The 22,006-nt window shown below is 43.1% G+C and carries 15 protein-coding genes; 9 read left to right on the top strand and 6 right to left on the bottom strand.

Features of this window, described 5'->3' with window-relative positions:
* Positions 1-20: 20 nt before the first annotated feature.
* Positions 21-503, bottom strand: coding sequence for a DUF892 family protein (locus tag OKW21_RS08725; protein WP_277479031.1), 483 nt, complete (start codon positions 501-503; stop codon positions 21-23).
* A gap of 135 nt (positions 504-638) precedes the next feature.
* Here OKW21_RS08725 and OKW21_RS08720 point away from each other — a divergent pair, with 135 nt between their 5' ends.
* Positions 639-1,727, top strand: coding sequence for an AI-2E family transporter (locus tag OKW21_RS08720; RefSeq protein WP_277479030.1), 1,089 nt, complete (start codon positions 639-641; stop codon positions 1,725-1,727).
* Between the two features lie 14 nt (positions 1,728-1,741).
* Here OKW21_RS08720 and OKW21_RS08715 read toward each other — a convergent pair whose 3' ends face one another.
* From OKW21_RS08715 to OKW21_RS08695, 5 genes are all read right to left on the bottom strand, one after another.
* Positions 1,742-2,401, bottom strand: coding sequence for a response regulator (locus OKW21_RS08715; protein WP_277479029.1), 660 nt, complete (start codon positions 2,399-2,401; stop codon positions 1,742-1,744).
* A 14-nt stretch (positions 2,402-2,415) separates the two neighbouring features.
* Positions 2,416-3,825, bottom strand: coding sequence for a PAS domain-containing sensor histidine kinase (locus OKW21_RS08710; RefSeq protein ID WP_277479028.1), 1,410 nt, complete (start codon positions 3,823-3,825; stop codon positions 2,416-2,418).
* A gap of 43 nt (positions 3,826-3,868) precedes the next feature.
* Entirely contained in the window at positions 3,869-4,303 is a 435-nt protein-coding gene (locus OKW21_RS08705; RefSeq protein ID WP_277479027.1) for a Crp/Fnr family transcriptional regulator, read from the bottom strand.
* 199 nt (positions 4,304-4,502) lie between these two features.
* On the bottom strand, positions 4,503-5,312 hold the full coding sequence (locus OKW21_RS08700; RefSeq protein ID WP_277479026.1) for a universal stress protein: 810 nt from the start codon (positions 5,310-5,312) through the stop codon (positions 4,503-4,505).
* Between the two features lie 11 nt (positions 5,313-5,323).
* Positions 5,324-6,523: a bactofilin family protein gene (locus OKW21_RS08695; protein WP_277479025.1), complete on the bottom strand. Its 1,200-nt coding sequence runs from the start codon at positions 6,521-6,523 to the stop codon at positions 5,324-5,326.
* Between the two features lie 199 nt (positions 6,524-6,722).
* Here OKW21_RS08695 and OKW21_RS08690 point away from each other — a divergent pair, with 199 nt between their 5' ends.
* The 8 genes from OKW21_RS08690 to OKW21_RS08655 all read left to right on the top strand — a co-directional run bounded on the left by OKW21_RS08690 (position 6,723) and on the right by OKW21_RS08655 (position 21,946).
* Positions 6,723-7,730 (top strand): zinc-dependent alcohol dehydrogenase family protein, encoded by a 1,008-nt coding sequence (locus OKW21_RS08690; RefSeq protein WP_277479024.1) that lies wholly within the window; start codon positions 6,723-6,725, stop codon positions 7,728-7,730.
* 241 nt (positions 7,731-7,971) lie between these two features.
* Positions 7,972-8,424, top strand: a complete 453-nt coding sequence (locus OKW21_RS08685; RefSeq protein WP_277479023.1) for a pyridoxamine 5'-phosphate oxidase family protein — start codon at positions 7,972-7,974, stop codon at positions 8,422-8,424.
* Between the two features lie 221 nt (positions 8,425-8,645).
* The gene (locus OKW21_RS08680; RefSeq protein ID WP_277479022.1) at positions 8,646-9,080 is read left to right on the top strand and encodes an Hsp20/alpha crystallin family protein; all 435 of its coding nucleotides are present in this window, start codon (positions 8,646-8,648) and stop codon (positions 9,078-9,080) included.
* 148 nt (positions 9,081-9,228) lie between these two features.
* Positions 9,229-13,020, top strand: a complete 3,792-nt coding sequence (locus OKW21_RS08675) for a T9SS type A sorting domain-containing protein (RefSeq protein ID WP_277479021.1) — start codon at positions 9,229-9,231, stop codon at positions 13,018-13,020.
* Positions 13,021-13,209: 189 nt separating this feature from the next.
* The gene (locus tag OKW21_RS08670) at positions 13,210-14,061 is read left to right on the top strand and encodes an HARBI1 family protein (RefSeq protein WP_277478775.1); all 852 of its coding nucleotides are present in this window, start codon (positions 13,210-13,212) and stop codon (positions 14,059-14,061) included.
* Positions 14,062-14,100: 39 nt separating this feature from the next.
* Positions 14,101-17,913, top strand: coding sequence for a T9SS type A sorting domain-containing protein (locus tag OKW21_RS08665; RefSeq protein ID WP_277479020.1), 3,813 nt, complete (start codon positions 14,101-14,103; stop codon positions 17,911-17,913).
* Positions 17,914-17,980: 67 nt separating this feature from the next.
* The gene (locus OKW21_RS08660) at positions 17,981-18,955 is read left to right on the top strand and encodes a hypothetical protein (protein WP_277479019.1); all 975 of its coding nucleotides are present in this window, start codon (positions 17,981-17,983) and stop codon (positions 18,953-18,955) included.
* A 246-nt stretch (positions 18,956-19,201) separates the two neighbouring features.
* A complete protein-coding gene (locus OKW21_RS08655; protein WP_277487636.1) occupies positions 19,202-21,946 on the top strand; it encodes a T9SS type A sorting domain-containing protein in 2,745 nt (914 codons plus the stop codon).
* Positions 21,947-22,006 lie beyond the last annotated feature (60 nt).

Here is a 22,006-nt window from a genome sequence, read left to right as displayed (position 1 = left end):
GAAGTCTTCAAACCTAAGGGCTAATCAAGTAGAATCGCCTCGTGTACACGCATATCTTCTTCAATCGCACTTTCCTCTTCCCGGGCATATTTCTGCACCTGCTTTGCTTCCATAGGATATCCACATTTTAGAAAATAGCTTCCCAGGATGCTGTAAGCAGACCTCATATAATGATGAACCAACATTAAAACATGAATGACAGGCAGATCTTTGTCTTCATCATGTGGGAACTGTTTGATCATTTTCAAACCATGGCGGAGTATTCCATGAACCTCCTCACCACTGGCTGAATTTTTTTGGTGATCAAAAGAAGCAAGCAACACCCTAAGCCGTTTATTCCTGGCTTCAACCTGGTGTCGCTGTCCAAAAATTTGCCATTTGAGATCATCAGTGCTGGCATAATGTTGAAGTACTTTTAAGAAATCCCGTATCAGCAGTTCTGCCTGGTAGAGATTAGCAAGCTGCGCTAATGCCGTATTAAGTAAAGTATCTTTTTTCTTCATATTCACAGAATGTTAAAGAAACAATCTAAGCACTTGCATCAGCTAAAACGATGATATGAATTAGCAACGGAGATGATATAAGTCATTCCATTTTCAATGCTTTTGTTTATATTTAATAGGTATGGATACATAAGAATGAACCAATCATTAAAAATCCTTCAAATAACATTTTTCGCAGCAGTCATCCTGTATGTAGGGCAGGCGCTTTGGGTCACCTTAAGCTTTGCCATGTTGCTTAGTTTTGTGCTATATCCTTCGTGTCACTGGTTGGAGAACCACCGGGTACCTCGGTTTTTATCCATCACCATTGTAATGATCATTTTTTGTATTCTGCTCTCATTGTTACTGGCATTGCTGGTACAGCAGTTTTATGGATTTCTGGAACAATGGCCCGAGCTATCGGGAAAAATAAGGGTTCAACTAGATAGGCTGTTAGTCACCACAGAGGAGTTTTTTGCCCTGGACCAGGACTGGTGGCGTAACTTCTTCACTACTGCTTCTCAAAGTATTTTGCAACAACTACCTAAAACATTACTTAATACCTCTGTATCTACTTTATTAGTACTACTGGTACCCGTCTTTAGCGGGCTCATACTCTACTACCGTGACCTGCTGGTAGCTTTTGTTTTACGGATCATCCCCAAGCGCTGGAAAGTAGACTACCAAAGTGTGCTCAAAGAAGTACTGCAAACCTATTTTTCTTTCATCAAAGGAATGACCCTGGTGTATTTGATCGTTGGCCTGTTGAATAGTATAGGCCTTATGCTGATAGGCATACCTCAGGCATTTTTCTTTGGGTTTGTAGCCTCCATTCTTACTTTTATTCCATATGTAGGTATTACTGTGGGGGCTTTGCTTCCTATTACTGTTGCCTGGCTTACCTATGATTCTGTATTATATCCCATCGGTGTAATCGTGGTGTTTGTCATCGTACAGATTCTGGAAGCTAACATTATCTTTCCGGTGGCGGTTAGCTTTAAACTACGCATCAATACATTTGTAACTATGGTAGCCATCGTGGCCGGAGGAATTCTCTGGGGAGCAAGTGGCATGATACTTTTTATTCCGTTTCTGGCGATACTCAAACTGCTTGCTGAAAAGGTAAGTCAGTTACGGGCACTTGCCATACTGCTGGGCACTACGCAGGACCTTAAGAAATACAATCACGGAAAAACTTCACATCCTAAGAAAAAGCCTCCTGCGTCCATGCACAACAAAGCTTGACTGAAAAACAATATTTACATATCTATTAATTGTTGGCTGATCGCGTACTTTACGAGGCCAGCCGTATTTTTTACGTTGAGTTTGAGTATCAGATTTCTTCTGTGGGTATCAACCGTTCTGGGACTAATAAACAACGCTTCGGCAATCTCCTGATTTGTATATTCTTCCGCGATCTTTTTTAGTACTTCTATCTCTCTCCTGGTAAGGTTTACCATATCTTTTTTTGCATTGGGCTTTGTCTTTTTGCGCACAAAATGGCTCATCAATAATTCAGATACATCTTTGCTGAAAAAACTCTCACCACCAGCAACTGTTCTGATGGCTTCTACCAGATCACTCATTCCCTGATCTTTGAGCATATAACCAATAGCCCCTGCCTGTAGCATTTTGATTACATGCGTCTCCTCGTCGTGCATGGACATGGCAAGGATATTTACGCCCTGATATTTTTCCGTAATTGTCTTGGTTACGCTAATTCCATCTTCACCCTCCCCCAGGCTAATATCCATAACCACTACATCAATGGAGGGATGTTGCGCAATTTTTTTCAAGGCTTCTCGGGCTGAAGCAGCTTCTTCTACCACACTGATATCAGCAGTCCCTGCCAATGATGCTCTGATGCCATCTCTGATCATTTTGTGATCATCTACAAGCAGTATCTTGATTTTATCCATAACTTTTTCATTTCTTAAAGCGGAATTTCTACTGTAACTGATGTGCCCTTACTGGCATGAGTGTCTATCAATGAGCAGCCATTCAAAGCATTAACCCGGGTTTCAATATTCTTTAAACCCAATCCATTCCCCTTTGAAGAAGTATTTTTTTCAAAACCTACTCCATTGTCCTCTACCATTAACACGATACTATTCTGGTGTCCTATCAGTTGCACATTGATCTCTGAAGCTTTACCATGTTTCAGTGCATTGTTGAGCAACTCCTGTGCGATCCTGTACAGGCCTATGCTTTGTGTGCTATCAAGCTTTTTGTCCATTTGGTAAGCCTGGAAGTATACTTTGACCGCATTTAAGTCGCTGAGGGAATTACACAGATATGTCAGACCCTCTACCAGTCCCGAATTCCTGAGTACGCCCGGCATCAGATTTTTCGCGATGGACTTTACATCCTGCGTTGTGTTGTATACCAATATTTTGAGCTGTTCAAATAACGCCCTTGCATCCGGCCCCACTTCTGTACAGTGGATATCAAGTGCATTCAGGTTCAATCGCATGGCTGTGAGTGACTGACCTAGGCCATCATGCAGTTCTTTGGCTATGCGTTCTCTTTCCACCTCCTGTCCTTCAATCAAAGCTTGCATGAGATCTTTTTCAGCCTTCCTTTTTTCGGTAATATCTACTCCTGAACTCAATATTGTTACAGCACGGCCTTGTTCATCCTGTATCAGCGCGTTTTGCCACTCAATCAACCTCTCTCCTCTGTCTCTTGTCAATACCGGATTTACAAAGTTTTCTACTACCATCAGATTTTCATGAATCAATTTATTGAATACTTCTCGCACTCTTTCTTTTTCAGTATCGGGCAAAAAATGCTCAAACCACTCTTTCCCTCTCATCTCACCTTCACTATAGCCCATGATCTGTGTGCCCTTGCGATTGATCTGCACTACTTTACCTGCTGTATCCAGTACCAAAAAAATGGAGGCCGCCACATCCAGGTACCGTTGAGCAACTGCCTTTTCCTGTTGCAGGGCCAATTCAGATTTTTTGCGCTCGCTGATGTCTACGACAAAGCCAATGGCAAATTTTTCACCTTCAACCTCCATATGACTCAGACTTACCTCTACCGGGAAAATATTTCCGGCAGCGCTTTCGCCATGTAGCATTCTTCCTTCTCCCATAGGCCTGTTTTTGGGCTCCTTGAAAAAGCCCGTTCTATGCCTGGAATGTACATGCTTAAGCTCTGCAGAAATTAAAATTTCTAAAGGTTTACCAATCAACTCAGTGTCTGTATATCCAAACATTTGCAGGCAGGTAGGATTTGCCATTACAATGTCACCCCATTCATCCACCACGATAATCCCTTCTGAAGCAGACTGAAATAAGGCATTGAGAAGTTTCTTATGTGAGGAAAATTTTTCCATTTGTCTTTCGGGCTGTATGTAATAGTAAGATATAAAAAAAAGATCAGCTTACTATCATACGCTCATAATGAAGGATTTTTTTGCTTAAGCATTTGGCCAGCTTAAGATGATACATAGGGTATTCTGCTAAAAATTGGGTTAATTCTTCTTTCAGCACTTTAAAAGTGTAAGCCTTGCTTTTAACGATGGCCGTAGAGGTATATGCATCATTTGACAAAATCGGAGGTAAGCCCAGGATTTCCCGGCTATTTAATGTTTCTATAAGTCTATACTGATCGCCTTGCTTTTGTTTCACTATAAACACTTCTCCTTTGCACAGCAAAAAGGAAGATCTGGCCTCTTCTCCTTCTCTAAAAATCACATCGTTTTTGGCGAAAATCTTTAGGTTAGGAAAGTGAGAAAAGTTCTGATAAAAATGCTGCGGTTGCTTTTCCGAAAGAAAAGTGCTCATCAACGCATTGATGTGTTTCTGGATCATGATATCAGCTTAATATTGCACCGATAAACCTATGGGCGCACTACCTAATTAAAACTTGAACAGCCACTTACCTTCAGCGGAGTGAACATGCTGATAGGCCATGGTTTTACGATATTGCATCTATACCTTGTGGTGAAGCTATTCGCGTAAACGATCTTATCTTCCATCTTACAGTATGCTATTAAGTAACCTGCTGTACTCATATATGAATGCTCAAAAGAGGCACTTTGCTCTGAAATGCTGCCTGCCGTGTAATCCGCTTCTGAAATAATCTGTCAAAAAAGGAGTGTGACCTGGGCAGCAGTACCAGTAAATCCACACTGTTGCCTACCATATGCTTTTCAATGCTTTTTTCTACATCTACCGCGTGAATGTGAAAAAACTGGTGGGGCACATCGCTAAAAGCCGTTTCAATAGCAGGCTGTAGCTTGGTCGCGTCTATGGCCACCGGTGCTTCACTCACATGGATGATATCTACCTTTGAAGAAAAAGCCTGGGCGAAATCTACCAGAAAATGAAAAATTTCACTCTTGGTATCCTTTAAATCAATAGCAAGGGCAAGATGGTGAAAGACTTCAAATTCAATATCTTCGGGTACCGACAATACCGGACAACGGGCATGTTCAATCATCTTTAGGGTATTACTTCCCAGGACATTGGTCAGAAAGCCTCCTCCCTTTTTTCCCATGACCACCAGACCAATATCTTCCTGCTCTATCAGGCGGTTGGTTTCAGTAAGCAAATCACCGTAGTTCATGACAAAATTCACATTTTTAAACTCAGCGTGTTCCTTGCGGAGATTTTCAAACTGTTTATGCACTTTTTTCTTATAATTCTCTAATGCATCCACCGGTATGTAAACTTCGCCCGCAAAATTGGGGGGAATGTAATATACGTATTGTATCCATACTTCAGCGCCAAGATGCCGGGACAGGGCCAGGCCATACCGCATCAATGACATGGAAACTTCGCTAAAATCAACGAGAATTAATATTTTCTTTGTATTCATTCGCTTTAGTATTAAACTGATGGTGTAAGTGACGTTTGCTTTCCTGGGAAGAACGATAAAATTAGCGCTCCTACTGCTGCTCCGACTATCAATCCCACTATCACAAAGCCTAAGAAAGGTATCAGACTAAGCGCTCTAAGTAATATAAAAATGACAAAGGAAACAGCAATCAGCATGGCTCTTCTCCATGCATAATGGTAATGCTCTTTAATCAAGTAGGCAATGATCACCGCACTCAATGTTAGACTAAACAACACACTAAATATATACAGAAATAATGAGAACAAGCCCAAAGGGATGCCTATCACAGTCATCATCAGCAGTATGATAGCCAGAGGCGCTCCGATATAGTAAAGTACTCCGTATCCAAAACTCCTTGCTGTCTCAGCAAGCAGGATATTACCGCTCTTTTCCATGACTTTGGGAAGCAACATATGCATAAGAAAAATCAGCAGCAGCACAGAACCAAAGTAAACAAGCATAAGCGGGATCCAACTCCAGGGACTGCTGGTCCAGAAAGCCTCTTCACTCAACTCCAGACCAACATCATACTGTGCCTGTACTCCATTCATCAGGCTTGGCCCGAAATCTACATGCTCCGCATCTTCCGCCCAGTAGTATACATTACTATAGAATTTTGCTTCATTGCCTATGCTGATGGTTTCGGAAGCAAGTTTCGCCTCCCCCCTGACTGTTCCATTGATATCAATATTTCCTCCCTGCACATCAAGCATTTTTTTGCAAGCGCCACCTAAGTATAGTGTACCTCCCCTTGCCAGGATGTTTCCCGATACATTGGCTTCAGAACGTACCTGCCCTGCCATTACGATCAGGTCCTGACCAATACTTACACTTTCATCGATGCTAACATTTCCACCCATTACGATCAGGTCACCCATGATTGACTGCTGAATAGTCACATTACCTCCCATCACCAGCAAATCCTCACCGATTGCTCCCTCTATGATAAGCTCCCCCCCTGCCAATACCAAATCACGTTCAATACTATCGCTTATCATTACTGTGCCCCCGGCTGCCATCACATCTCCCTCCACCGGGGCATTTATCTTAATACTGCTTCCCGCCAGATACAGGTCATGTGATATCCTGTTATCAATGGAAACTTCTTCTTTCGCCTGAAATTTTTCCATCAAAGGATTTTCAACCCATAGGGCAAACAGCATAAGACTCGCCAGAAATAAAGCTTTCATGCGTGGAGATTTTGGTTATGAAAATAAATTACATGGATTGACTACAGATAATCAATGATATAGATCATCATTACGCATGACATAGGTAAGTCTTTCACTGGGATAATCTTCCTTTTTTGCACTTACATAAATGGAAGTTTCCTGAGGTTGAAGTTGAATTCTTATATGTATATTTTTTATATAAATCAATTTTCCTGTCATGTCACCGCTACCTACTCAAATGCAGGCCATGGTGCTTGAAAAAGCCGGCGAAGCGCTTAAGCTTACTACACTTCCTATCCCTCAGCCAAAAGCAGCTCAGCTGCTGATAAAAGTTCATGCCTGTGGTGTTTGCCGCACCGACCTGCATATTGTAGACGGTGAACTAAACCAACCCGCACTTCCTCTGATCCCCGGTCATGAAGTGATAGGAACAGTGGTGGCACTCGGGGAAAACGTTATACACTTTGCAAAAGGAGATCGGGTAGGCATTCCCTGGCTTGGGTTTACCTGTGGGCATTGCCGCTATTGTATGCAGGATAAAGAGAACCTGTGTGAGAACGCTCTTTTTACCGGATATACGATCAACGGTGGCTATGCAGAATATATGGTAGCATATGAACAATATTGTTTCCCTATATCTGAGACCTATGACGACTTACATGCCGCGCCGCTGATGTGTGCCGGACTGATTGGGTATCGTTCGTACCGCATGTGTGGAGATCATTTTAAGAGACTAGGGATTTATGGCTTTGGTGCCGCCGCCCACCTTATTGCTCAACTTGCAGTTTCACAGGGCAAGGAAGTTTATGCTTTTACCCGCCCCGGTGACACAGAAGGGCAGGATTTTGCCAAAAAGCTCGGGGCTGTGTGGGCAGGAACTTCAGAGACTCTCCCTCCCAAACCCCTGGATGCAGCCATACTTTTTGCTCCGGTAGGAGCTTTGCTTGTAGAAGCCTTAAAGGCGATTGATAAAGGAGGCATTGTGGTAAGCGGAGGCATTCATATGAGTGACATACCATCATTTCCCTACCGCTTGTTGTGGGAAGAACGGCAAATACGCTCTGTAGCCAACTTAAGCAGAAAAGATGGGCAGGAGTATCTCAAACTAGCACCTCAGGTGCCTGTACGTACCGAAATCCAGACATACTCATTAAAACAGGCAAATCAGGCACTCAATGACCTACGCGCAGGCAATGTACAGGGGGCGGCGGTTCTGAAAATTTAAGTTTTAAAGGGTTAAGTTGACACAATATTTTTATAAGGGTTTATCCTATTGGTTGACTGGATGTTGTTCACAGCACCTTCTATCTTTTATAAGCACTTTGCGTAATTTTGACAATAGTGTTTTTATAAGAATATATTTATCAGGCATTTTAATATTATGATATAAGTCATTGTATCCTTAGCTGACAAACTTCATATTCACATACTAATACTCTATAGATTTTAATATAAGTACTTCTCCTATGACAGGACAGCTTACAGACCATCAGATAGACACGCTACTTACCACTAATTTATCGGGTAAACTGGGTTGCTGTGCAGCCGACCAGCCCTATGTTGTACCCATAGCCTATGCCTTTTATCAAGGCTACATATACAGCCATACCCGGGAAGGTGCCAAAGTAGATATTATGCGCAGAAACCCCAATATATGCTTTGAAGTTGATGAGATTGATAATATGGCAAACTGGAGAAGTGTAATTGTACAGGGCGAATTTGAAGAACTTAATGGAGAAGAGGCCGAAGAAGGAATGCTTATACTAAAAAACCGCCTTTCCCCTTACCAGATTAGTGTATACAGCCTGTTTCTCTGGGACATTCAGACCAAAAAATTAGCTACCAAAGCTCAAAGTTCAGAAGTAATCTTCCGTATCCGCATTCATGAGAAAAGCGGAAGGTTTGAAAAAAGTGAATAAGCTGATAATACAGCCCTGCTTCTCGATATGAGACTTTTTGTCAGCTAGAAAAGCATAGTGAGTTTTTCATTCTGATCCTTCGCTTATTCATAAACCTCATGATTTTTTTATCATTATCAATGACATAAATCACCTTACAGCCTAACCTAAATCATTGAAATGAGTGGTAAACATTAGTATTTTCGGTATATATTTTTTGTTTCACAAATAATCACAAAGTCATGAAACTGCTCACAAAACCTAAAAGAATCATGAGCGATTTTCCCGCACTGTTTTCCAGTTTCTTTGATGACGATTGGTTTGATGCTGATAGCCGGTGGCTTTCCCGCGTTCCAGCTACCAATATCAAGGAAAAACAGGATGCTTTTATGATTGAAATGGCTGTCCCCGGTATGAGCAAAAAAGATTTTCATATCAATGTTGAAAATGGTGTGCTCACGGTGAGTACGGAAAAAGAGGATGAAAGTAATGAAGATAAAAAGCATTATCGCAGAAGAGAGTATAACTACCGCGCTTTCTCCCGTTCTTTTTCCTTGCCTGAAACCGTAAAAGCTGAGGATATTCAAGCCAGGTACGAAGATGGACTTCTCAAACTAAACATTCCTAAAAAAGAAGAAGTCAAGAAGGCCCCTAAAAAAGAGATTAGCATACAATAAACAAAGTGTTTAGCAGGCTTAGCTCCCCTGGAGTTCGTTATCTTCAGGCTATGCCTGCTAATTGTTTACTATCAACCCATACCTGAAAAGATGAACCAGTAATGCTCACCCTATTACTTTCACCTTTTCATTTAAACACCCACCTTTCATGAAAAATTATGTCTACGCCACAATAGTTTTATTCAGTCTTATGCTGATTCTAAGTCCTTTCACTACAAACGCCCAACTTATTCTTCAATGGGATAGAACCTTAGGAGGGGGTAGCACCGACGAACTGAGTAGTGTTGTATCCACTTCTGATGGAGGTTATTTATTGGCGGGCACCTCTTATTCCAGCCCCAGTGGTGATAAAGATGCGGTAAACCTCGGAGGGCCTGATTACTGGATTGTCAAAGTTGATGCGTTCGGCAATAAGCTATGGGATCAGTCATATGGTCATATTCCTGCCGATTACAGGGATAGTGACTCGGATTTTTTGCATACAGCAATAGCCCTGGATGATGGAGGCTTCTTATTTGGAGGCTTTAGCCAATATAGCTTAAAGATTATTAGAACAGATGAAGCTGGAAATACCTTATGGGAATCAGGTTTTTATGGTGAGAGATTGGACAAAGTCATTGCATTATCAGATGGTAGCTTCGTAGCGTTTGCAGAAAGTCATGAATATGGAGCAGTTGTATACAAAATAGATAGTGAAGGTAATGCTATATGGACTAAATCAATTGCTGGTTTACGTAGTAATAAAATGAGTAGCGCGCTGCAAACTGATGATGGTGGTTTTTTGGTTGCTTTATCATCTAGCGCTGATGCCTCAGGCGATAAGAGTGAAGACAGCAAGGGGGGCTATGACTACTGGCTCATCAAAACAGACGCTGAGGGCAATGTGCTCTGGGACAAGACCATCGGTGGCAATGAGGATGATGAACTGCATAGTATCTTATCTACTCCTGATGGTGGTTACCTCCTGGGAGGATACTCCAACTCTGATGCCTCCAGTGATAAATCTGAAGACAGCAAAGGAGGGACTGACTTCTGGCTCGTAAAAACCGATGCCAGTGGCAATGTCCTCTGGGACAAGACCATTGGAGGGAGTGCTACTGATCAGCTCTACGAAATACTGCCTTTCAATGGGGATAGCTACCTGCTAGGTGGCACTTCTGACTCTGATACTTCCGGGGATAAAAGTGAGGACAGCAAAGGAGAGATGGACTTCTGGGCAGTTATTGTGGATAGTAACGGTAATCCCACATGGGACAAGACCATCGGCAGTCAGGGTACTGACCTCTTCCAGAGTATGACCCAAAGTCAGGACGGTAGCTTTGTCCTGGCAGGTACTTCTATAGGCAATGCTTCAGGGGACAAAAGTGAGGATAGCCGGGGGGGTAATGACTTTTGGGCAGTCAAAGCCATCGGTGAGGATAATACCTTCATTAAACAACTGAGTTTGATAGACGCCCAGTCCGATACTGAAATTCAAGCCCTGAAAGATGGTGATGTCATCAACCTGGCAGAGCTTAGTAGTAATGCATTCAGTATAGAAGCCCACACCCTGCCTCAAACCGTGGACAGGGTTGAGTTTGAAATCACTGGCCCTATCAACCATCAGCAGACCGAACGAAGATTACCCTATGCCCTCTTCGGGGATGACAATGGCAACATCAGCGGAAGGGAATGGCCCACAGGTGAATATACCATTAGCGCTACGCCCTTCCTCATGGATAAAGCCAGTATTCCTACCACTCTTTCTTTCCAACTCATTCAGAATGTTGCTATCGCCCAGCCTGATATTGAATGGGATAAAACGCTGGGTGGAATGCTGGATGATATTCCTGCAAAGGCTATTCCTACGCCCGATGGGGGCTATCTGATCGCGGGTACTTCTGACTCTAATCGCTCAGGGGAGAAAAGTGAGGACAGCAAAGGAGATACAGATTACTGGGTTGTCAAAACCGATGCCCGGGGTAATAAGCTGTGGGATAAAACTTTTGGGGGTACTGAAAAAGAAGAACTCAAGGAAGCTTTCCTCACTGAAGATGGTGGCTCCCTGCTTGCCGGACATTCTTCCTCAGGCGCTTCAGGAAATAAATCAGCTACGCAAACTGGTAACTGGCTGATCGAAATAGACAGTCAGGGAAATAAAATCTGGGATAAAAACATTGAAGGTGATCCCTTCCTGCTCATCAGCACTGCTAACGATGGAGGGTATTTACTTGTCGCTGGCTATTTTACATATGAGCTCACCAAAATTGATAAGGATGGTGATGTGCTCTGGAGCAAAGCGCTGGAGTTTCCAGAATTCAACTCATTTATCCATATGGGTTTAGAAAGTATCATTCTTACTCCAGACGGAGGTTTCGCCCTGGGAGGTTTTGTTACTAATTTCCCTGATGACTTATGGCTGGCAAAGATGGATGCTGATGGAAACAAAGCATGGAGTAAAGTGTATAGTGTCGGAAGCTGGGATTATGGTAAGATCAGCATAAATATCTCCAAAGATGGTGAGTACTTACTTGGAGCTGAAGAGTATTTTTATGGTTACGATTTTCCAGTAAAACCCTTGGCAGATTATTTTGTCATAAAAACAGATGAGTTGGGCAATGAACTTTGGAGAAAAGAGTATGGAGGTAGAGGACCTGATAATTTGGCCAATACTATTGCCACTGATGACGGTGGATTTATACTGGCAGGACATTCCGGCTCCGCTGATGGTGATAAAACTGAGCCTAGTGCAGGTGCAAACGATTACTGGCTGCTCAAGATTGATGCTGAGGGTAACATTCTGTGGGACAAGACCATCGGAGGAACTGACCATGATGAACCTTATCATATCACCATGACCCGGGATGGTGGCTTGCTTATCTCAGGAGTCTCTAACTCTGATGCCTCCGGAGATAAGTCCGAAGACAGCCGGGGTGGCGATGACTTCTGGGTCGTTAAGCTGGAAGGTAACCGCCCTCCCCTCTCTGTCAGCAACATCACCCTCATCAATGCTGAAACCAATCAGGAAATCCAGATCCTCAAAGAGGGAGATATCATTAACCTCAGTGACTTACCTACTACCACCCTCTTCAATATTGAAGCCCACACCTACCCTGCCACTGTCGGTAGTGTGAAATTGTCTTTATCAGGCTCGGTTACTCACGAACAAACCGAAAACATTGCCCCTTATGCCCTATTTGGTGATAACCCCAGGGGAAACTATAATGGGCAGGGACTGCTGGCCGGTCAGTACCAGATCATAGCTACCCCCTATGCTGATAAATTTCTGGGTGGGGTTGAAGGTACGCCCAAAACGGTCAGCTTTACCCTCATTGACAGTGACCAGCCTCTTTACGATATCAGCTTAGACCTCTATGACGCGGTTACCGATACCAGGCTATTTACCCTGGAGAATGGTGCTGTGGTTGAGCTTAAGAGCATTGACAATCACCAGCTTACGGTGCTCATCAACACCATGCCTGAAGTGGTGGGTAGTGTGAAAGCGGTACTGAGTGGACCTATCAACTATTCACACATTGAGAATACCATCCCCTACGCCCTCTTCAGAAATAGGGGGAACGACTATTTCGGCAGAAACTTTCCTCCCGGGGCTTATACTCTTTCTGCCACTGCTTATGAAGAAGCCAATGCCCAGGGAGCAGCATGGGTCACCAAAACCGTCAGTTTCTTTGTCACTGATGATGGGCTTGCCAATAATGTGACTGAAAGCAATTTGAGGGTCTTTCCTGTACCTGCTTCCTCTACGCTCAACATCAGGATTGAATCCATGGAGGGTAGATCGGAAATCAAGCTGCTGGATAAGCTAGGTAATACCCTGCTTCAGCAACTGTCTGAGCAGCCATTTCAGCAGTTGGATTTGAGCAGCTTCCCTAAAGGGGTGTACTTTATAAAAGTCACCGATAGTAAGCGTACACAAATCTTAAGAGTCGTCAAAGAATAGATTATATGTTTTCATATGGATGAGTATCACATAGCAAACCACATTTATTTATTAGAGAATATTACGGTTGATTTTACAGGGGAATGAAAAAGGGCTATTCGCTGTCAATTAATTATGACAAAAACAAACAGCTTACTGAACAGCCCTATACAATTTAACGCAATAACTGGCTTAAGCCAAAAGGAATTCATGGATTTATTATACCATTTTGCGCCAATAGTTGAAGAACATTATCGTCATCACGATATGAAAGGGCAACGTCGCAAGATGGTACGCTATCAGGAACGAAGTGACAGTAGTTTGACCGGTCCGGTCAATAAGTTACTTTTTATTCTTAGCTACATGAAAGAAAATCCCAACCAAGCATACCATGGAGTGATGTTCTCTATGAGTCAGGGAAAAGTTAGTTTATGGGTAAATCAGCTATCTTTTTTACTTGAAGAAGCTTTAAAGAAAATGGGTAAAATGCCCCATCGTGAAGTGAATAAGTTCTATAATTTCCTCTATGCCTACGTTGAATTGGTTATGTTTATGGATGTAGTGGAACGCAGGATAGGCCGTTCACCAGATTACCAAGTTCAGAAAGATCACTATAGCGGAAAAAAAGGGTGCCATACTTTGAAAAATCTGTTGATTGCCAACCTTGAAGGAGAGCTTATTTACTTAGGAGAAACTTTTGAAGGTAGCGTACATGATAAATCCATGTATGATCAGGCAGAACTTAAGTTTCCTGACCATCGGATCGCCGAGCGATGGCATAGTCTATGGGTGGACTTGGGTTTCCTGGGCCTTAAGGCAGAAGGCGTAGAAGTTTACATGCCTGAGAAGAAGCCCAAAGGAAAAGAACTTTCCAACTTCCAAAAAGAGCTGAATACACTCATTGCAAGTATTAGGGTTAAGGTGGAGCATGCTATTGCTGGAGTAAAAAGACTAAAAATTATTAGGAATCAGGTCAGAATACACGGATGGCAGAAAAGGGATAGGATGATGTATATCGCCTGTGGATTGCACAACCTCAGATGTCAGCGCTGGGCTACATAAAAAACTAACCGTAATAAACTCTAATTAACCCTATCTATCATGAAATACGCTGCTTATTCAATAATTATATTCAGTCTGATTCTATGTCCTTTTGCGGCAAACGCTCAACTTATTCTTCAATGGGATAGAACCTTAGGTGGTAGTGGCTCCGATGAACTTCATAGTGTGGTACCTACTGCTGATGGAGGATATTTGTTAGGCGGAACATCTGACTCAGGTCCTAGTGGGGATAAAGATGCTATTCACTATGGAGGAACTGATTATTGGATTATCAAAGCAGATGCACTTGGTAACAAAGTCTGGGATCAGTCTTATGGGACAATTCCATCTAGAGACCAATCATATATTGAAGATGATTATTTAGAAACATTATTCGCTATTAATAATGGTGGCTTTTTATTAGGTGGGATTTACAACTATAAATTATGGATTATCCGGGCAGACGCGGAGGGTAATCTGGTTTGGGACACTAGGATAGGAGGTTTAGATGTGGATTACTATCAAATAGCGAATATTGTCACTACTTCTGAAGGTGATTTTTTAATAGGGGGTGATTCTGATTCATCTATTAGACTAAACAAGCTGGATAGTGATGGAAGTTTGATTTGGACTAAAATATTTTTAGGAAACGGAGATTCTAATCTTGGAAATATTATTGTTACATCTGATGGCTGTTTCCTACTAGGAGGCTACTCTAATTCCAATGCATCAGGTGACAAGAGTGAAGACAGTAAAGGAGGCTATGACTACTGGCTCATCAAAATAGACGCTGAGGGCAATGTGCTCTGGGACAAGACCATCGGGGGCAGTGGGGATGATGAGTTACATAGTATACTGCCTACCCCTGACGGGGGCTACCTCCTGGGAGGCTACTCTGAGTCTGATGCCTCCAGTGATAAAAGTGAGGATAGCAAAGGGGGTACTGACTTCTGGCTCGTGAAAACCGATGCCAGTGGCAACGTCCTCTGGGACAAGACCATTGGAGGTAATGCTGCTGACCAACTCTATGACATGCTGCCTTTCAATGGGGATAGCTACCTGCTAGGTGGCACTTCTGACTCTGATACTTCCGGGGATAAAAGTGAGGACAGCAAAGGAGAGATGGACTTCTGGGCAGTTATTGTGGATAGTAACGGTAATCCCACATGGGATAAGACCATCGGCAGTCAGGGTACTGACCTCTTCCAGAGTATGACCCAAAGTCAGGATGGTAGCTTTGTCCTGGCAGGTACTTCTATAGGCAATGCTTCAGGGGACAAAAGTGAGGATAGCCGGGGGGGTAATGACTTTTGGGCAGTCAAAGCCATCGGTGAGGATAATACCTTCATTAAACAACTGAGTTTGATAGACGCCCAGTCCGATACTGAAATTCAAGCCCTGAAAGATGGTGATGTCATCAACCTGGCAGAGCTTAGTAGTAATGCATTCAGTATAGAAGCCCACACCCTGCCTCAAACCGTGGACAGGGTTGAGTTTGAAATCACTGGCCCTATCAACCATCAGCAGACCGAACGAAGATTACCCTATGCCCTCTTCGGGGATGACAATGGCAACATCAGCGGGAGGGAATGGCCCACAGGTGAATATACCATTAGCGCTACGCCCTTCCTCATGGATAAAGCCAGTATTCCTACCACTCTTTCTTTCCAACTCATTCAGAATGTTGCTATCGCCCAGCCTGATATTGAATGGGATAAAACGCTGGGTGGAATGCTGGATGATATTCCTGCAAAGGCTATTCCTACGCCCGATGGGGGCTATCTGATCGCGGGTACTTCTGACTCTAATCGCTCAGGGGAGAAAAGTGAGGACAGCAAAGGAGATACAGATTACTGGGTTGTCAAAACCGATGCCCGGGGAAATAAGCTGTGGGATAAAACTTTTGGGGGTACTGAAAAAGAAGAACTCAAGGAAGCTTTCCTCACTGAAGATGGTGGCTCCCTGCTTGCCGGACATTCTTCCTCAGGCGCTTCAGGAAATAAATCAGCGACGCAAACTGGTAACTGGCTGGTCAAAATAGACAATCAGGGAAATAAAATATGGGATAAAAACATTGAAGGTGATCCTTTCCTGCTCATCAGCGCTGCTGATGATGGGGGATATTTACTGGTGGCAGGATATTTTACTCAAGTACTTACCAAGATCAATGAAGGGGGGGAAGTTGCATGGAGCAAAGCTTTTGAGTTTACCAATTATGACAATTATTTTATTATTTATCCTGAAAGCATTATACCTACTCCTGACGGTGGTTTTATCATGGGTGGTTATATCTATCCTGGTGAATATAGTAATCAAGACTTCTGGCTTTCAAAAATTGATGCTGAGGGCAATAAAGAATGGGATAAAGCGATCAGAGGCCCAGGTGGGAGATTACCTCACATGATTAGCATCACTGTCACTACTAATGGTGGATTTTTTCTGGGACTGGACGAGGGAGGCTGGGATGGTGACTACCCTGATGGTCGTTATATTTCAAGAGACTATCTAGGCATAAAAGTAGATGAATTTGGCAATGAGCTTTGGAGGAAAACTTATGGAGGTGAAGACGATGATTTTCTTAATATTTCCATTGCCACTGATGATGGTGGTTTTATTTTGGCAGGACATTCAAACTCCAAGGATGGAGACAAAACCGAGGCTGTGGTAGGTAAATTTGATTACTGGCTGGTCAAGATTAATGCGGAGGGCAACATCCAGTGGAACAAGACCATCGGTGGAGCTGCCTATGATGAACCCCGTCATATCACCATGACCCATGATGGGGGCTTGCTGATCTCAGGCAACTCAAATTCTGATGCTTCCGGAGATAAATCCGAAGACAGCCAGGGAGGCAATGACTTTTGGGTTGTCAAATTAGAAGGTAACCGCTCTCCCCTCTCTGTCAGCAATATTACCCTCATCAATGCTGAAGCCAATCAGGAGATTCAGATCATTAACGAAGGAGATATCATTAACCTCAAAGAGCTGCCTACCACACTCTTAAATTTTGAAGCCCACCCCTATCCTGCTACTGTCGGTAGTATTTACATTGAACTCAGTGGTTCAATGGACCACCAGCAGACTGAAAACCTTGCCCCTTATGCCCTCTTCGGGGATAATCCGAGGGGAATCTATAATGGGCAGGAACTGCTACCCGGTCAGTACCAGATCACCGCTACACCCTATTCCGATAAACTGCTGGGTGGGGTGGCTGGTACGCCCAAAACGGTCAACTTCACCCTCATTGACAATGACCAGCCTCTTTACGATATCAGCCTGGATCTCTATGACGCAGTAACGGATACTAAGCTGTTTACCCTGGAGAATGGAGCTACAGTTGACCTCAACAGCATTGCCAATCACCAACTTACCGTACTCATGAATACCATGCCTGAAGTGGTGGGTAGTGTCAAAGCGGTACTGAGTGGACCTATCAACTATTCACACATTGAGAATACCGCACCTTATGCCCTCTTCAGAAATAGTGGGGATGACTACTTTGGCAGAAGCTTCCCTCCCGGGGCTTACACCCTTTCTGCCACTGCTTATGAAGAAGCCAATGCCCAGGGAGCAGCATGGGTCACCAAAGTTGTCAGTTTCTTTGTCACTGATGATGGGCTTGCCAATAATGTGACTGAAAGCAATTTGAGGGTCTTTCCTGTGCCTACTTCCTCTACGCTCAACATCAGGATTGAATCCATGGAGGGCAGGTTGGAAATCAAGCTGCTGGATAAGATGGGTAATACCCTGCTTCAGCAGGTGTCTGAGCAGCCACTGCATCAGTTGGACTTGAGCAGCTTCCCTAAAGGAGTGTACTTTATTAAGATCACTGATAGTAAGGATTCAAAAACCTTAAGAGTCGTCAAAGAATAGATCATATGTTTTCATATGGATGCGTATCACATAGCAAACCACATTTATTTTTTTAAACCTAGCCATCATGAAATACACTGCATACTCCACTATAATTACGCTTAGCATTTTCTTAAGTATGGGCACCTTTGCTGTAAATGCCCAACCTATTGTTGAATGGGATAAAACACTGGGAGGAAGTTATAATGATGAATTTATGAGACTTGCTCCCTCAGCTGATGGGGGATTCCTACTAGCAGGCTGGTCTTCTTCGCCTGCATCGAGAGATAAAAGTGAGGGCAGCAAAGGAGGAGATGATTACTGGATTATTAATATTGATGCTCAGGGAAACAAGCTTTGGGACAAAACCTATGGTGGAAGTGGCTTTGATGAACTTCGTAATGCGATTCCTACAATGGATGAGGGCTATCTGATTCTAGGTCATTCCAGGTCTGATGCTTCAGGTGACAAAAGTGAAAACAGTAAAGGCGGGGCAGATTATTGGGTTATCAAAATTGACGCTCAGGGTAATAAAGAGTGGGACAGAACTTTGGGAAGCAGTAATAGTGACTATCTATACCATGCTGCTCAGAATGCTGACGGCTCTTATCTCTTAGGAGGCACATCAAGCTCTGGTATTTCAGGAGATAAAAGTGAAAACAGCTTGGGGTTTGATTACTGGCTGGTAAAACTAGATAGTGAGGGTAATAAGCAATGGGACAAAACCATTGGGGGCAGTAGTGATGAGACCTTGATCAAGATCTTTACTACCAGTGATGGTGGCTACTTATTACCAGGAATCTCAAGTTCTAATATTTCTGGCGACAAAAGTGAGAATAGCCGGGGTGGAAGAGACTACTGGGTAGTAAAGATAGACGCACTGGGTAATAAGCAATGGGATAAAACATTAGGCGGGAATCAGGATGACTGGCTGGAAGCGGCATCTTTGCAAACTGACGGAAGCTATATGCTGGCTGGCTGGTCCTCTTCCTCTGCTTCGGGTGATAAAAGTGAAAACAGTAAAGGAGAAACCGACTTTTGGGCAGTAAAAATTGATGCATAGGGCAACAAAATCTGGGACCGTACCATAGGTGGAAATCACAGGGATGGACTTAACACCAGCATTGCTACGCCCGATGGTGGAAACTTACTGGCTGGAAGCTCCAATTCCAGTCAGTCAGGTGATAAAAGCGAAAATTCCAAAGGAAGTAATGATTTTTGGGCTGTCAGAATTGATAGCAATGGCAACATTCTTTGGGACAAGACCATAGGAGGTAGTGGTAATGACAGGATATATGATGGCTTGCTGGTGAAAGAAGGCGTGTATCTGCTGGCCGGTCGTTCTGATTCCAATATTTCGGGTGACAAAAGTGAAAATAGAAAGGGAGGTAATGACTACTGGGCTGTTAGGCTTTCAGAAGAAGAAATTCCCCTCATAAAGAGTATAAGCTTGGTGAATGCCGGAAAGCATCAGGTAATTCATAACCTTAAAGATGGGGATGTCGTTGATCTTGAAGCATTAGGAAGTAGTAATTTCTTAAGCATTCAGGTACAAACCACCCCTGAAATCGTTGATAATGTCAAATTAGAGATTAGTGGGCCAATTAATCACGAACAGTACGAATCTAAATTACCTTATGTTCTCTTTGGCGATAATAACGGCAATATCATAAGCAAGGAATGGCCTGAAGGTGAATATACTTTTACTACTATTGCCTACTTAAATTCATCTGAAAAAAAGAAAGATTCTGTTAGCATTACATTTCAACTAAAACATAATGCAATCCCTACTAAGCAGAAAGTCATTTGGGATAGAACTTTAGGGGGAAATAACAGAAATGAGGTTTCTGAAACTATACCTACTCCTGATGGTGGCTTCCTAGTAGGTGGGTACTCTGACTCTGATGTTTCAGGAGATAAAAGTGAGGACAGTAAAGGTGGCAGTGAAGGTTTTGATTATTGGATAGTCAAAATCGATGCTGAAGGACATAAGGTCTGGGATAAAACATTAGGAGGAAGTGGTGATGATTTTCTTAGAAGTTTGATATCCACTAGCGATGGAGGGTTTCTCTTAGGAGGCAATTCCAACTCCCCTGTATCCGGGGATAAAAGCGAAGACAGTAAAGGAAGCTATGATTTCTGGATTATCAAAATTGACTCATTAGGAAATAAACTATGGGACAAGACCATTGGTGGAGATGCTGGTGAAAGTCTTAGAGACATATTCGTAACCGATAATGGGGAATATCTTTTATCTGGAGTTTCCAGTTCAAATATATCCGGTGATAAGCAAGAGAACAGCAAAGGGGGTACTGACTTTTGGCTTGTCAAAACCGATGCCAGTGGCAATATCATATGGGACAAAGCTTTTGGGGGCAATTCTTCAGATAACCTTATTACTACCATCCCTGCCTACGGGGGTGGATATCTTTTGGCGGGCTATTCTTATTCCCCTGCTTCCGGTGATAAAAGTGAAAATAATTATAATACTTCTTCAAACTATTGGATAGTCAAAACGGATGAACAGGGCAATAAAATCTGGGATAAAACGATTGGGGGAACAATAGACGAAGTATTGAGAAGTGCTGTTCGTACATCTGACGAAGGCTTTCTGTTAGCAGGTCACTCCAAATCCAACGCTGGTGCAGATAAAAGCGAGGACAGCAAAGGAAGCTATGATTATTGGGTTGTAAAAATTGATGCTCAGGGAAATAAAATCTGGGACAAAACGATTGGGGGAAATGGGTATGATGATATAAGGAATATTATCCGCATTGGTAAAGATACCTACGCGCTGGCAGGCACTTCCACATCAGACGTATCCGGTGATAAAAGTGATGACACCCCTGGGTATAATGCCTATTGGATGGTAGTAATAGACGAAAGGGGTAACCGCAAATGGGATACTACTATTGGTGGCAATGGTGGTGACAGGTTATTAAACTTTTTATATATTCCGGATGGCGGTTACCTACTTTCCGGCAATTCAAGTTCTGATAAGTCAGGAGATAAATCAGAGGATAGGAAAGGAGTTACTGACTACTGGATCGTCAAAATACCGGATTTAGAAACTATTCTCTCCATTGATCAACTGCTGCTGGTAAATGCTCAGAATAATACCGTGATTCAGGAAATTCAAGAGGGAGATGTGATTAACCTGAACGACTTATCCACAAGCTCATTAACGATAATAGCAATACCTAATTCTGCTTTGCTGGGCAGCATTTCGTTTCAACTTAGTGGTAGCATGTCATACCGGCAGACAGAAAATATCCATCCCTATGCCCTCTTCGGAGATGACCCCAGAGGAAACTACAATGGACAGGAACTGTTACCTGGTCAGTACCAGATCACAGCTACGCCCTATTCTTATGAATCACTGGAAGGTATTCCTGGTACGCCCAAAACGGTCAACTTTACCCTCATTGACAGTGACCAGCCTCTTTACGATATCAGCCTGGATCTCTATGACGCAGTAACGGATACTAAGCTGTTTACCCTGGAGAATGGAGCTACATTTGACCTCAACAGCATTGCCAATCACCAACTTACCGTACTCATGAATACCATGCCTGAAGTGGTGGGTAGTGTCAAAGCCGTACTCAGTGGCCCTATCAACTATTCACACATTGAGAATACCATCCCCTACGCTCTCTTCAGAAACAGGGGGAACGACTATTTCGGCAGAAACTTTCCTCCCGGGGCTTATACTCTTTCTGCCACTGCTTATGAAGAAGCCAATGCCCGGGGAGCAGCATGGGTCACCAAAACCGTCAGTTTCTTTGTCACTGATGATGGGCTTGCCAATAATGTGACTGAAAGCAATTTGAGGGTCTTTCCTGTGCCTACTTCCTCTACGCTCAACATCAGGATTGAATCCATGGAGGGCAGGTTGGAAATCAAACTGCTGGATAAGCTAGGTAATACCCTACTTCAGCAACTGTCTGAGCAGCCGTTCCATCAGATGGATTTGAGTAGTTTTCCTAAAGGGGTGTACTTTATTAAGATTACCAGCAATGAGTGTACGCAAACCTTAAGAGTCGTCAAAGAATAGAGTATATGTTTTCATATGACTAAGCAATAGCAGTTTTAGGCTATTGCTTAGCCAATTCTT

This window comes from Catalinimonas alkaloidigena, assembly GCF_029504655.1.
Taxonomy (GTDB): Bacteria; Bacteroidota; Bacteroidia; order Cytophagales; family Cyclobacteriaceae; genus Catalinimonas; species Catalinimonas alkaloidigena.
The sequence above is the reverse complement of the archived record's forward strand: the minus strand, read 5'-3'. Positions and strand labels throughout refer to the sequence as shown.